The organism is Microbacterium sp. SLBN-154 (assembly GCF_006715565.1).
Classification (GTDB): domain Bacteria; phylum Actinomycetota; class Actinomycetes; order Actinomycetales; family Microbacteriaceae; genus Microbacterium.
This window is the reverse complement of sequence record NZ_VFNL01000001.1, coordinates 1,259,797-1,272,622: the sequence shown is the minus strand read 5'-3', so window position 1 is coordinate 1,272,622 and position 12,826 is coordinate 1,259,797. Positions and strand designations below refer to the sequence as shown.

Annotated in this window: 17 protein-coding genes; 5 read left to right on the top strand and 12 right to left on the bottom strand. The window is 70.6% G+C overall.

The window, feature by feature from the left end:
- Positions 1-27 precede the first annotated feature (27 nt).
- Together FBY40_RS06310 and FBY40_RS06305 are read right to left on the bottom strand one after the other, a co-directional pair.
- Complete coding sequence (locus tag FBY40_RS06310) at positions 28-543, bottom strand: hypothetical protein (RefSeq protein ID WP_141937294.1); 516 nt, start codon at positions 541-543, stop codon at positions 28-30.
- Positions 543-1,361: an alpha/beta fold hydrolase gene (locus tag FBY40_RS06305; protein WP_141937292.1), complete on the bottom strand. Its 819-nt coding sequence runs from the start codon at positions 1,359-1,361 to the stop codon at positions 543-545. Before FBY40_RS06305 ends, FBY40_RS06310 begins: the two co-directional genes overlap by 1 nt.
- A 50-nt stretch (positions 1,362-1,411) precedes the next feature.
- Here FBY40_RS06305 and FBY40_RS06300 point away from each other — a divergent pair, with 50 nt between their 5' ends.
- The 4 genes from FBY40_RS06300 (at position 1,412) to FBY40_RS06285 (ending at position 5,119) form a co-directional block, all read left to right on the top strand.
- A complete protein-coding gene (locus FBY40_RS06300; RefSeq protein WP_160141365.1) occupies positions 1,412-1,744 on the top strand; it encodes a hypothetical protein in 333 nt (110 codons plus the stop codon).
- Between the two features lie 14 nt (positions 1,745-1,758).
- Entirely contained in the window at positions 1,759-3,654 is a 1,896-nt protein-coding gene (locus FBY40_RS06295; protein ID WP_141937288.1) for a sensor histidine kinase, read from the top strand.
- Positions 3,644-4,303 carry a response regulator transcription factor gene (locus FBY40_RS06290; RefSeq protein WP_141937286.1) on the top strand — a complete coding sequence of 220 codons (660 nt, stop codon included), beginning with the start codon at positions 3,644-3,646 and terminating at the stop codon, positions 4,301-4,303. The genes FBY40_RS06295 and FBY40_RS06290 overlap by 11 nt, the downstream gene beginning before the upstream one ends.
- Before the next feature lie 111 nt (positions 4,304-4,414).
- The gene (locus FBY40_RS06285; protein WP_141937285.1) at positions 4,415-5,119 is read left to right on the top strand and encodes a hypothetical protein; all 705 of its coding nucleotides are present in this window, start codon (positions 4,415-4,417) and stop codon (positions 5,117-5,119) included.
- A gap of 13 nt (positions 5,120-5,132) precedes the next feature.
- Here FBY40_RS06285 and FBY40_RS06280 read toward each other — a convergent pair whose 3' ends face one another.
- Positions 5,133-5,597: an SRPBCC family protein gene (locus tag FBY40_RS06280; protein WP_160141364.1), complete on the bottom strand. Its 465-nt coding sequence runs from the start codon at positions 5,595-5,597 to the stop codon at positions 5,133-5,135.
- Positions 5,590-5,904: an ArsR/SmtB family transcription factor gene (locus FBY40_RS06275; RefSeq protein WP_141937281.1), complete on the bottom strand. Its 315-nt coding sequence runs from the start codon at positions 5,902-5,904 to the stop codon at positions 5,590-5,592. Before FBY40_RS06275 ends, FBY40_RS06280 begins: the two co-directional genes overlap by 8 nt.
- Positions 5,905-6,009: 105 nt before the next feature.
- Here FBY40_RS06275 and FBY40_RS06270 point away from each other — a divergent pair, with 105 nt between their 5' ends.
- Positions 6,010-7,293, top strand: coding sequence for a CoA transferase (locus FBY40_RS06270; protein WP_141937279.1), 1,284 nt, complete (start codon positions 6,010-6,012; stop codon positions 7,291-7,293).
- Here the strand turns inward: FBY40_RS06270 and FBY40_RS06265 are convergent.
- The 8 genes from FBY40_RS06265 to FBY40_RS06230 form a co-directional block, all read right to left on the bottom strand.
- Positions 7,239-7,883 carry a GNAT family N-acetyltransferase gene (locus FBY40_RS06265; RefSeq protein ID WP_141937276.1) on the bottom strand — a complete coding sequence of 215 codons (645 nt, stop codon included), beginning with the start codon at positions 7,881-7,883 and terminating at the stop codon, positions 7,239-7,241. The two genes, FBY40_RS06270 and FBY40_RS06265, sit on opposite strands and share 55 nt — an antisense overlap.
- Positions 7,884-7,896: 13 nt before the next feature.
- Complete coding sequence (locus tag FBY40_RS06260) at positions 7,897-8,406, bottom strand: hypothetical protein (protein ID WP_141937274.1); 510 nt, start codon at positions 8,404-8,406, stop codon at positions 7,897-7,899.
- Between the two features lie 23 nt (positions 8,407-8,429).
- Positions 8,430-8,798: a hypothetical protein gene (locus tag FBY40_RS06255; RefSeq protein ID WP_141937272.1), complete on the bottom strand. Its 369-nt coding sequence runs from the start codon at positions 8,796-8,798 to the stop codon at positions 8,430-8,432.
- 128 nt (positions 8,799-8,926) lie between these two features.
- Complete coding sequence (locus tag FBY40_RS17445; protein WP_200829937.1) at positions 8,927-9,868, bottom strand: putative glycolipid-binding domain-containing protein; 942 nt, start codon at positions 9,866-9,868, stop codon at positions 8,927-8,929.
- Positions 9,869-10,009: 141 nt separating this feature from the next.
- The gene (locus tag FBY40_RS17440; protein ID WP_200829936.1) at positions 10,010-10,171 is read right to left on the bottom strand and encodes a hypothetical protein; all 162 of its coding nucleotides are present in this window, start codon (positions 10,169-10,171) and stop codon (positions 10,010-10,012) included.
- Positions 10,172-10,180: 9 nt separating this feature from the next.
- Positions 10,181-11,431: a type III PLP-dependent enzyme gene (locus FBY40_RS06240; protein ID WP_141937270.1), complete on the bottom strand. Its 1,251-nt coding sequence runs from the start codon at positions 11,429-11,431 to the stop codon at positions 10,181-10,183.
- Positions 11,431-11,937, bottom strand: coding sequence for a hypothetical protein (locus tag FBY40_RS06235; protein ID WP_141937268.1), 507 nt, complete (start codon positions 11,935-11,937; stop codon positions 11,431-11,433). The genes FBY40_RS06240 and FBY40_RS06235 overlap by 1 nt, the downstream gene beginning before the upstream one ends.
- Positions 11,938-12,008: 71 nt before the next feature.
- Positions 12,009-12,809, bottom strand: a complete 801-nt coding sequence (locus tag FBY40_RS06230) for an HAD-IIB family hydrolase (protein WP_141937266.1) — start codon at positions 12,807-12,809, stop codon at positions 12,009-12,011.
- Between the last annotated feature and the right edge of the window lie 17 nt (positions 12,810-12,826).

Here is a 12,826-nt window from a genome sequence, read left to right as displayed (position 1 = left end):
GGTTGTCGCGTGGACGCCGCCCTGCTATCAGCCGGCTGCCGCGGGCGAGGCGCTGCTCCGTGCGGCGCGGAATCCGATCGCCGCGATCGAGGCGAGGAAGGCGACGAGCGCCAGCGCGCTGGTGGCCATCAGGGGTGCCGCCCATGGCGAGTAGTCCGCGCCGCTGATGGCGAAGGTGTCCGCCAGGTTCATTCCCGGTGAGAAACTCGCGACGAACTCGGCGGGGGCGCCGAGCACCAGAATTCCGAGATAGCCCACGACGACCCACTCCGGCTCGTTCCTGAGGAGGATCTGACCGAGCACGAGCAGGATGAGCGCGAGGACGGGACCGACGGCGAGGATCGCCGGAACCACGAACCTGTCGATCGAACCCTGGGACAGTTCGGTCTGACGCCAGATCTCTTCCAGCGGCAGGCCCGGGACGGCGGCGAGCGGGTTCAGCACTATGATGTGGATGTAGGCCCATGCGGCGTACAGCGTCACCACCACGGTCCCGATGATGGAGATGGCGAGCGTGAGCCGGCGGCGAGGATCAGACGCCATCAGCCGGCGACCTGCTCGGCGAGCCACTCGCGCAGCAGGCCAATGAACGGCTGCGGATACTCGACGCTCGGCATGTGCGCCGTTCCGGGGAAGACGTGGAGTGATGCGCCGGTGACGGCTTCGGCGAGATGCTCTGCCTGCGCCCGCGCGGCGGACGTGTCGTGCTCGCCCACGATGAAGAGGGCGGGCACCGTGATCTCGTTGAGGCGCCCGTACGCGCGCGGCTCCATCGGCACGGGCCGGGGATCGCCGTCGAGCAGCGGCTTGTTCGCATCGCCCAGCTCGCGCAGCCGCTGGAGGAAGCGCGGGTCGACGTCGGCCGTTTCGCGCGTCGGGCCGACACCCCAGGAGAGGGCTTCGAGCTCGACGAGGCGATCCCAATCGCGCGCCTCCTCGGCCTGTTCGATCGAACGCTGCAGCTCCTGCTCGCGTCGGGTCGGTTCCACCTCGGGGAACCCACCCGGACCCGACCCGATCGTCACGAGACCCGCGACGCGGTCGGGGAACTCGAGAGCGGTGTCGATGGCGACGGCACCCCCGTACGACGCCCCGATGAAGATCGCCTGCTCCACGCCGGCGGCGTCGAGGACGGCGACCGCGTCGTCACGGTTGGAGTACTCCACCTCATCGGAAGGGCTGTTGCCGAACCAGCGGAGGTCGTACCGGATGACGCGGAAATCGCGCTGCAGGTCGGCCCACAGCGGATCCCACATCGCCGACGTCGCGATGCCGGCGTGGAGGAAGAGGAGCGCGGGCGCGGCGTCGGGTCCGGCGGCCTCCCAGAAGAGGCGGGCACCGTTGTGGCGGAGAGTCGGCATGGGGACACCGTACCCACCGCTGATCGGCGGAAGACAGGGAAATGTGTCCCGTGACAGCGGGACATCTCACCTGGAACGATGAGCGGATGACCCGCGTCGCCGCCAGCCGCGCCGCCACCCTCGTCGCGGTGGCCGTCTCGGTCGTCTCGGGCGTCGGCGCCCTGGCACTGGATGTCGCCGTGCTGACGACCCACCCGGAGCCACCGCTGTCGTCGGGGTGGTCGGGCGTGATCCCGGGAGTGGCGATGCTCATTCGCCGCGGCGAGCACCCTCGTCGCGGTGGCCGTCTCGGTCGTCTCGGGCGTCGGCGCCCTGGCACTGGATGTCGCCGTGCTGACGACCCACCCGGAGCCACCGCTGTCGTCGGGGTTGGTCGGGCGTGATCCCGGGAGTGGCGATGCTCATTCCCGGCGCCCTGCTGCTGTGGCGGTTGCCGTGGCATCCGATCGCCGTGGTCCTGACCCTCTTCGGCGTCTTCTGGATCGTCGACGGGCTCGCCGCCGCGGCGGTGAACTACGCCTGGTACTTCGACCAGAGCGCCTGGTGGGCGCCGCCGGCGTTCTGGTTCTTCAGCCGGTTCGGCGCCGTGCTGATCTTCCCCATCATCCTGCTGCTGCTCCTCTTTCCCGACGGGCGCCTGCGCGGCGGGGTCTGGCGTGTGATCTCGATCATCGCCATCGCGCTCGGACTCGTGCTGCCCTTCGCGTTCCTGTTCGCCCCCGCCGACGCGCTCAGCCTCGAAAACGACGACCGCACCGCGCTGCTCGCCGCCTTCGAGCCGGTGCTCCCGACGCTGCCCCTTCCGCTGGAGGCGTGGCTGGCACTGCTCGCCGCGGCGGTCCCGTGTCTGGGGCTCGGTCTGCTCCTCGCGCTCCTGGTCTGCGTGAGCCGCCGCTTCGGCGCGACCCCGGTGGAGAAGGCGCAGCTGCGCTGGTTGGTCTGGTCGGCCCTGATCTTCCTGGTGGCCCTCGTCTTCGTCTTCCCCCGCGTGCCCACGGGCCTGGTCGACCTGCTGCTCGGATTCACGATCGGGCTCGTCAGCGCCTCGGTGGTCGTCGCCGTCACCCGCTATCGCCTGTACGCCATCGACCGGCTGCTGTCGTGGACGCTCGTCTACGGACTGCTCATCGGTGGGATCGTGCTCGTCGACGTGCTGATCGTGCTCGCCGTCGGCAGCGCGATCGACGACCGGGTCGCCATGCTCCTCGCCGTGGTCGCGGTCACCGTCGCGTATGCGCCGCTTCGCGGCAGACTCTACGCCGTCGCCAGCCGTCTCGTGAGCGGGCGCCGCGGCGACCCGTACGGCGTCGTCTCCTCGTTCGGCGAGCGGCTCGACCGCGCCCCCGACGCCCCCTCGCAGCTGAACGAACTCGCCGCCGCGATCGCGGAGGCGTTCGGCTCGCGATCGGTGCGGGTCGAGCTCGACCGCCCCGGGGGTGAGGCGATGGTCGCGACGTACGGCACGCCTCTCGCCGATGCCGCGGAAGTACCCATCGACCACCGCGGCGAGATCATCGGGCGGATCCTCATCGAGGCGGGACGCCGCCCCGTGGTCTCCACCCGGGACCAGCGTCTCCTCGGCGACCTGGTGCGCCTGGCCGCGGCATCCGTCCGCAGCGCCGAGCTGGGCCGAGAGCTGCAGGCCGGGCGTGAGAAGCTCGTGCTCGCCCGCGAGGAGGAACGCTCACGCCTGCGCCGCGAGCTCCACGACGGACTCGGTCCGCTTCTCGCCGGCGTGAAGCTGCGCCTGGAGACGGCGCGGAATCTCGCCGAGCGCGACCCCGCGCGATCGCTCGCGCTCGTCGACGCCGCGATCGACGACCAGTCGGAGGTGATCGGCGAGATCCGGCGCATCGTCCACGACCTCCGCCCACCCGCCCTCGACGATCTCGGCCTCCTCGGCGCGCTCGAGCAGCAGGCCGCACGTCTCAGCGGCGGCGGCATGGCCGTGCGCGTCAGCGGATCGGCGCCGCCCGACCTGCCGCCCGCGGTGGAGGTCGCCGCCTTCCGCATCGCCTCCGAGGCGCTCGTGAATGCGCACAGACACTCGGGGGCGAGCCGGGTCGAGGTGGAACTCGCGGCGGAGGATCGGATGCTGCGCCTCGAGGTCCGCGACAACGGGCGAGGTCTTGCGGGGGTGGGGGCGGGGGCGAACGGGGTCGGATTGCACTCGCAGCGCGAGCGTGCCGCCGAGCTCGGCGGCACGCTGGAGGTCTCATCCCGTGAGGCCGAGGGAACCGTCATCCGGGCTCGTCTTCCCCTGCCCCAGGAGGTCGCCGCCGATGTCCACTGAACCGATCCGCGTCATCCTCGTCGACGACCACCCCGTGTACCGCGAGGGCCTGTCGATGCTCCTGGAATCGATGGACGGCATCGAGATCTCCGCGACCGCCGCCGACGGCGCCGAGGCGATCGAGGCGACCGACGCCGTCGAGGCCGATGTCGTCGTGATGGACGTGCAGATGCCGCGGCTCGACGGCCTGGCCGCCACGAAGGAGATCGTGGCGCGGCATCCGCACCTCGCCGTCGTCATCCTGACGATGTCGGAAGACGATGAGACCGTCTTCGCCGCGATGCGCGCGGGCGCGCGCGGCTATCTCGTCAAGGGCGCGAGCCAGCACCAGATCCGGGCGGCCATCACCGCCGTCGCCGGCGGCGAGCTGGTGTTCGGAGCCGCGATCGCACGGCGCGTCGCCGACTTCTTCGCCACGGGGCCCGCGTCCTCGCCCGCCGCGGAGGTGTTCCCCCAGCTGACGGCGCGCGAGCGCGAGATCCTCGATCTGCTCGCCGCCGGGCGCTCGAACCCGCAGATCGCGCAGACGCTGTTCCTCTCACCGAAGACGGTCCGCAACAACGTCTCGAACATCTTCGCCAAGCTGCAGGTGGCCGACCGCGCCGAGGCGATCGTGCGCGCCCGCGACGCGGGACTCGGGCGCCCCTGACTCCCGGGCGCCGAACGGGACAACCGCGGGACACCGCTCCCTGGGGGCCCGGGTCGCCGGGTCGGGAATCTGGGACCACCAACCAGAACCGCCCGAAAGGCACAGATCACCATGGACCTCTTCACCTCCACGCCCGCTCCCGCTCCCGCAGCCCCCGCCGCGCCGGCGAAGAACCAGAAGCGGATCGACCTCGGCCCCGTCCGCCCGAACCGCCTGCAGCGGATCGGCGGCGCCGGCCTCATCGCCGCGCCGCTGCTGTTCACCGTCGGCATGCTGACCTCGCCGCAGCAGACCTCGCCCGGCGCCGCCGGGTACATCGAATCGCTCGCCGCCGACCCGGCGCTCAGCCTCGTCTCGGCGAACGCCCTGCACTACGGCTGGGTCGCGCTCGTCTTCGGCGCCCTGGCCACCCTCGGACTGCTCCGTAGCCGCCGGGGCCGGATCTTCCTGCCGATCGCCGCGGTGATGACGGCGTTCGGTGCCGTCCAGATGTCGGGCCTGCTGCTGTCGGACTGGTTCCTCGTCAGCGCCGGCAACGTGCTGGCGATCGAGGATGCCGTGCTGATGGACACCGTCGCCAAGGAGTGGTCGGTCGCGATCTGGCAGTTCTCCGGCATGATCGGGGGCCTCGTCGGGATCGCGCTGCTCTCACTCGCCCTCGCCCGGGCCAAGGTCGTCTCGTGGTGGATCGCCCCGCTCGGCTTCCTCCCCTGGATCGTTCCGGCCTTCGGCCTCGGGCCCGTCGGCGCGATCCTCGGACTCATCTGCTACGCGCCGCTGGTCGTCGCCGGCGTCCGGCTGGTCTCCGCCCGCTGATCACCTCCGCGCCTCACGGCCCGGCGACCGACTGGTTGCCGGGCCGTTCGTCGTCCGCGGTGTGCGCACCGAGGGCATCGAGGACGAACGTCCACCCCTGGCGGTAATCCCCTGCGGCGGACGCCTTCCGCCAGGGACCACGGTGAACGATCGTCACCCTCGTCCCCTGAGCGACGGCCATGAAGGTGACATCGACGATCTCACCCTCCTGCACCCCGTCCGCGTCCTCCCATCGCCAGGTGAACGACAGACGATGCGGCTCGTCGACCGTGAGGTACTCCCCCGATACGACGATCCCGACATGGGGTGCGGCGAAGCGGTACCGGCCGCCGACGACGACATCTGCGGCGATCTGCGTCTCCGGCCAGTGATTCCACCACCACGCGCGAAGGCCGGCGGGGGTCGTCCACGCCGCCCAGACCCGGCCGAGAGGCGCGTGGATGAGGCGATCGAGCCGGAGCTCCGGAAAGTCAGTCATGGGAGTCCAAAGAGTCGTCGAGGGCATCGAGCTGGTCGTTCCAGAATCGGCGCTGGCGCGCCATCCAACGATCGATCTCCGCCAGGGGTGCGCGGTCGAGTTCGTAGATGCGGCGCGAACCCTGAGGAGTGACGCGAACGAACCCGGCGTCGCGCAGCACCCGCAGCTGATTCGAGACCGCAGGCTGCGACACCGCGAAGACCTCGCGCGCCCGGGCGGTCAGTTCTCCTGCGGTCCGGGGACCACGCGCGAGGTCTTCCACGACCCGCCGGCGGAGGGGGTCACTGAGAACGGAAAAGGGATCCACATCGCGAGTATCACGGATTGCTGATATCAGCGTCAAGTGAAAGCCAGGCCAGTCGATGGGAAGCGGTCCTTACCCGGTGGGGTGATGTGATGCTTCACTACCGGCATGACACTCGGAGCAGTGGGCGCGCAGGTGGCCGACGCGCTCGGCTTCAGCGCGGAGGCGAGAGGACTCGTCGCGGAACCGACCGGCTCGTTCCCGTGGGGCGCGCACCTGCCGGTCGGCACCCTGGCGACCGACAGCGTCGCACTGGCGTCGCTGGCGATCACCCTCCTCAGGGGCGACTCGTCACCGGTGCGCGTAGACCGGGCACGGGTGGCGGCGTCCTTCGGCAGCGAGAAGGTGCTGCGCATCCACGGCGCAGCACCGTTGGTGTGGGCCCCGCTGTCGGGCTTCTGGCGCGCTCGCGACGGATGGGTCCGCACGCATGCGAACTACCCGCACCACGAGCGGGCGCTCCGCCGGCTGCTCGGTCTCGCAGTGGACGCGGGGACGGATGCCGCGGCGGCGGCCATCGCGGCACGCACGGCCGCCGACCTCGAGGACCACGCCGCCGAGATCGGTGCGGTCGTCGGACGCGTGCGGGCCGCCGAGGAGTGGCGAGAGCACGAGCAGGGACGCATCGTCGCGGCGTCGCCGATCGTGGAGCGGCGGCGGATGGGCGATGCGGCACCACGGTCCGAGGATCTCCGCGTGCTCGACCTGACGCGGGTGATCGCAGGACCCATCGCCACGCGCGACCTCGCACTCGCCGGTGCGGAGGTGCTGCGCGTCGACTCCCCCGCCCTGCCCGAGACGGGGTGGATCCATCTCGACACCGGGCAGGGGAAGCGCTCGACTCTGCTCGACCTTCGCGAAGCCCACGATCACGCGACCTTCGAGCGCCTGCTGTCCCGCGCACACGTCGTGGTCACCGGCTACCGGCCGGGGGCATTGGCGCGGTTCGGCCTCGAACCCGAAGACCTCGCCGCGCGGCATCCGGGACTCGTGACCGCCTCGGTCTCGGCGTGGGGAGCCGACGGACCCTGGGCTGCGCGACGCGGATTCGACAGCATCGTGCAGGCGGTGAGCGGCATCGCGATGGTGGAGAGCTCCGATGGCGAGACCCCGGGCGCGCTCCCCGTACAGGCCCTCGATCACGCGACCGGGCACTTTCTCGCCGCGGGCATCGTGCGGGCGCTCGGCGCTCAGCGGAGGGAGGGCGGGTCGATCGATGTCCGCATGTCTCTCGCTCGCACCGCTCACGCGGTGCTGACATCGACCGACCCCGCGACCGAGGCGGCCGCGCTCGTCACCGCGCCGCCGCCGCTGGCGTTCCCGGGCGCGCCCGAGCATTACCCCGTCGTCGGTGGCGAGTGGGGGGCGGATGCGCCGGAGTGGCTGGGCTGATCGCCCGAGCTCGGGGGAACGGTGATGCGCATCACGGTCTTGCTCTTGCCGATGTGCCGCTCGAAGGTGAAGCCCGCCTTCTCGAACATCGCGCGCGTGCCGTTGTGCAGGAAGGACGAGGAGGTTCGCTTGCCGGGCACGAGCTCGTTCGGGAAGGACACCACCTCGCCCCCGCCCGCCTCGGCGATGAGGGCGAGCGCGCCATCGAGTGCTTCGCGGGCGACCCCCGAGCGTCGATGGTCGCGGTCGACGAAGAAGCATGTGATGCGCCAGGGCGCGGGGCGCGTCTCGCCGGCGTCGAACTGCTTGCGGTGATAGATGTTCGGCAGATCGTAGGGGCTTCCGAACTGACACCACGCGATCGCCGCGTCGCCGTCGAAGACGAGCGCGGCGCGGGCGACGCCCTCGTCGACCAGCCGTCTCTTGAACGTCGGTCCGTCGTAGTCGGCCTTGACGGTGTCGCCCGTGTCGCCATGGAAATAGGAGCAGTAGCAGCCGCCCCACACCCCGTTGTGCTTCTCGGCGAGGGCGAGCCACGCCGGGAACGTCTCGGGCGTCAGCGGCTTGATCACGTGACCGGTCGTGTTCATGGCGCCCATGCTGTCACGTGGCCGGGCGGCCATCCCCTTCGCCGGAGGGCTCCAACCCTCGCTCAGCAGGCGGCGCGGCGGAAGGGACGGCGCGCTCGGCCCGTGAGAAGGCGACGCGGCACACGAGGATTCCGAGGACGAACAGCCCGACGACCGACAGGACGTACAGCGCGTAGACCGACATTACCCAGAAGAGCGGCCACCCCTCCGGCGCGGTGCGTCCGTCGCTGAGACCCGTGGCCTGCGAGACGAGGTCGGTCGCGAAGAAGGTGGCGATCGTCGCGGCGGTGAAGATGCCGGCGGCCACCATCAGCCGTCGGAGGATCACCGTCGCAAGCACGAGGAGAAGCGCTCCGGCCACGACGACGAAGAACAGTTCTCCCGGAATGAGGAAATCGAAGAGGAAGCGGCCCGATCGCACCGCGAAGACGAGCCCGAGGACGAGCGGCGCCAGCAGGGGGAACCCGGTGAGGACCGTTCCCACCACGGCGCTCACTCGCGCGGTGACCGTTCCCCAGAACATGACAGACGTCCTCCCCTGGCGGTTCAGCCGAGAACGAGCATCAGGATGCCGCTGACGATGTTGATCGCCAGGAAACCTCCCACGGCGGCCGCGCCGATGATGAACGGCAGCCAGGCCCCCTCGATGCCGGCCCGCGTCTCGCGGGCGGCGACGAACGCCGTGAGCCCGAGGGGGGCGGCGAAGACGGCCCCGGCGGCCACCAGTACGATCGCCATCGCCCACCAGGGAGGAGTCGCCGACGACGCATCACCGCCGGCGAGTACGGAGGCAAGGCCCTCGCCGACGATGAACGCGAGCGCGAAGGACGGCACGAGGAGGAGGAGCGACCACCAGCCCGCGCGACGTGGGTGTGGCGTCATCGACGCCGTCGCAGCCTGACTGGGTCCGGCCATTCCTCCTCCTCGTGCCTGGATCGTCGACGCGGCACCCCCATGCCCCCGTAGTCGGTCCGTAGAACAGAAGATGCCGCAGTTCGGGCGGACGATTCGGGACCAAGGTCCCGCGCGCCGTCCCGGCCGGCTCAGCGGATCGAGCGGAAGAGGCCGGGGTAGTCGAGCACCAGACCTTCGTCGTCGACCGTGAGGATGGCGCGGAAATCCGAGTCGCGCGACTCGTAGAGCCACTGCCGCTCGTCGAGGCGGGTGTAGCGCTGCGGGTCGCGCACGACGGTGAGGGCGGGCACCGCGATCCACGCGGTGTCGATGTCAGCGCTCTCACCGACCGCGAGACCCAGCCGACGGATGGGCAGTGTGTTGGTCAGGGGCGTCGCCTGGATATCGATCTCGGTCGCCCCGGCGAGGTCGCCGCGGTGCTCACCGTTCACGAGCCACCGACCGTCGGAGAACGACAGGCTCAGGGTGCGCCCACCGACCGCGAGGTCAGCGGTGCGGAACTGCCCCGAGGCGTCGGCCACCACCCGGTACTCGAGGCGGTCGCCGTCGATGTCGACGACGCCGACGGCGGTCATGCCGGAGTCGTCGAACTGGACGGTGCAGGTCTCGGTGCTCGCGGCCTCGAGTCCCTGCCAGGTGATGTGCGTCATCGACGTCTCCCTGTCCTGAGCGCGGGTTTCGGTGAAGTCGGCAAGGGCGGCATCGGTGGGCAGATCCACCCGAAGTCGGATGCTGTCGGTCGCCGGCCCCGCGCCGTTGACGACCGCGGCGCCCCCGAGCGTATCGAGATGCGGGGCGACCGTCGCCGCCACACGTGACGGCAGATACCCCACGTCGCGCCCGTTCGAGAAGACCGCGACCCGCGCGGGACGGCGCGAGCGGCGGTCGGCCTCGTGACGGAGGACGTATAACCGCTGACGGCGATGATGCCGCTCGGGATCGTTCACGACGTAGTGCGTGCGCTCGAGCGCGACCCGCCGCGAGGGCAGGTGACGAAGATCGGGAAGATCGACGTGACGACGTGACCGGCCGGTCGCGACGTGGATCAGGTGTTCCCACCATGTCGGCATGGGCGCCCCTCCTTGACTGTGGTGCGCCTTCTTCAAGGCGGAGCGAACTCCTATCTTTTCACGCTCGCCTGTGCGAGTGCCTGGCGCAGTGGAGGGCGGCTCAACGCTTTTCGCTCGCGCTGCCGCCGCGGTGTCGCGCGCTCAGGTTCGGCGGCTCAGCTGTCCGCGGATGATGCCGAAGAGCACGGTGCCGACGAACAGGATGATCCCGATCACACCGAGCCACAGCAAACCTTCGAAGACGAATCCGACCACCGTGAGAATCGCCCACACCACCAGGAGGATGACGACTACTGTCCACATACCCGGAGGCTACGCCTGAGGTGCGGCCTCGGATAGGGACCTTCGACTCATCCCGCTTCGCCGACTGTGGTGGAGAAGCACCCGGGTGAGCACCGCGACCGGGGTGAACGGACGCCCGTTGAAGCGCGTCGCGGTCACCGACGTGTAGGCGCCCATGACGGGGCTCACCACGAGGTCGCCGACCCGCAGGTCGGGGAGGTCGCAGTCGCGCGCGATGACATCGGCCGAGTCGCACGTGGGCCCGGCGAGCGTGGCGCGGCGGCGTGGCGGGGCGGGCGCGATCAGATCGCGCTCGGCGAACACGAGCGGATGCACGCCTTCGGTGAGCACGTTCGAATACGAGCCGTACAGGCCGTCGTCGAGGTAGTACCAGCGCCCGTCGGGGCGTTCGGCGACACCGTCGACGCTCGTGACCAGCAGCGCCGACTCGGCGACGAGCACCCGGCCGGGTTCGGCGAGGATCTCGTAACGCGCGGCGAGCGGGTCCAGCACCGGACGAATGACCCGCGCGATCTCCTCGAGCGCCGCGACCGGCCGGTCGTAGGCGATCGGAAACCCGCCGCCGATGTCGAGCAGGGTGAAGCGGCGACCACTCGCGCGCTCGAGGCGCGACATCAGCGCAGCCGTGTCGCGGATCGCGGCAGCGAAGCGGGCGGGGTCGTCGAGCTGGCTGCCGACGTGGAAGCTGAAACCTGCCACGGTGAGGCCCCATGCGTCGGCGCGAGCCACGAGTGCTTCGGCGCGCTCGGCGCTGACGCCGAACTTGCTCGACAGGTCGCTCCCGGCGTGTGGGCTGCGGTAGGCCAGTCGCACGAGCAGGCGCGCATCGGGCGCACCGCCTCGGCGGAACTTCTCGAGCTCGATCTCGTTGTCGACGACGAAGGTGCGGATGCCGGCGGCGAGCGCCGCACCGATCTCGGCGGGCTTCTTGACGGGGTGGGTGTGGATGACGCGATGCGGCGCGACACCCTGGCGTTCGAGCAGCGCGATCTCCTCCCCCGAGGCGACGTCGAAGCCGCATCCCTCCTCGGCAAGGGCGGCGATCACCGCGGGGTGGGCGCAGACCTTCACCGCGTAGTGGAACCGCACGAAGGGAAGCGCCGTTCGCAGCCGTGTGTACTGGCGTACCACGATCGAGGGATCCAGGAGCAGCACCGGAGTGCCGTGGAGCGCGATGGCGGCGCGGGCGTCATCCGTCTGCATCACCGCCGCGCACTCGCGCCGGCGACGGTCGATGAGGGTCGCGGCGGTCTCGTTCATCAGTCCTTCTTCGGGTACGCGGGGCGGAGCCGGGTCTTGGTGGTGAGCACGAAGCTCGTCGCGGCCATGGCGTAGAAGACCCCGTCGGCGAGGATCTTGCCGGCGAGCAGTCCCCAGAACGGATCGGGGATCAGCCAGACGCACAGCGAGATCGTCGCCGGGCGCACGACGAGCGAGTCGACCAGCTCGGCGGCGCCGAACTCGGCGGCCAGGAGGACGACGGTGAGGGTGAGCGCGCGGAAGCCGCGGCGCCCGAGCCGGCGCTGCTCGAGGACGACGATCGTCGCGAGGACGGCGTAGAACCCCAGGCTCTCGCCGATGATCGCCGCGACCGCGACGGCGACGGGGTGGGTGATCCACTCGAGGATCAGCAGTCCGAGAAGAAGGAGGGTGGCGGTGCCGACGATCTCCGCGAGCAGGTAGCGACGGATCCAGAATCGGATGCCGCGACGCGGAGTCGTGGTGATGGTCGGCGGCGTGACGGCGGGGGCTGCTAGAACGGACATCGGTGTCCTCCTCCCCGTGAGAGAGGGCATCGGCGTGGTGGTGATACGCGCGAGCGCCGATCGGTCGGGCGTCAGACCTCGGCGAGGAGGTGTTCGAGCACCTGGGCGACGCCCTCCTCGGCGGAGGCGGGCGCGGTGCGATCGGCGATCTCACGGACGGACGGATGAGCGCCCGCCATCGCGTAACTCGTGCCGGCCCACGACAGCATCGGGATGTCGTTCGGCATGTCGCCGAAGGCGATGACCTCGGCGGGGTCGACGTCGAGGCGCCCGCAGAGGGTGTGCAGGGCGCTGGCCTTCGTGACGCCGGCCGCGCTGATCTCGACAAGACCCGGCATGGTCCAGGTCACGGTCGCGGCGTCGCCGACGATCGCGGCGATCCTGCCGTGCAGCAGGTCGGCATCGACATCCGGATCCCTCACGAGAAGCTTCACCGCGGGGTCGGTCCAGATCTCGCGGAGCGGTCCGCGCGGCGCCCCTGCGACGGCGGTGCGTGCAGCGAATCGCGGGTCGAGACGGATGCCGTCGGCGCACTCGATCGCGAACCGTGCGCCGGGGAGCTCGGCGGAGATGATCGCCGAGAGGGCGAGACCATCCTCGGCTTCGATGCCGGTGAGTGAGATGATCTCGCGCGCGTGGGCGTCGTACGTGATGGCGCCGTTCGAGACGATCGCCATGCCGTGGTTTCCGACGTGCGGCCAGAAGCCGGTCATCCAGCGGAGGGGTCGGCCCGTGACGAAGACGACGGCGACGCCCGCGGCGTCGAGGCGGCGCAGGACGTCGGCGGTGTAGTCGGGAAGTTCGAGCGTGCCGTCGGGGACGAGTGTGCCGTCGATGTCGGTCGCCACCAGCGTTCGACGGCCTGTGTTCACAGTCTCAAGGGTAGGTG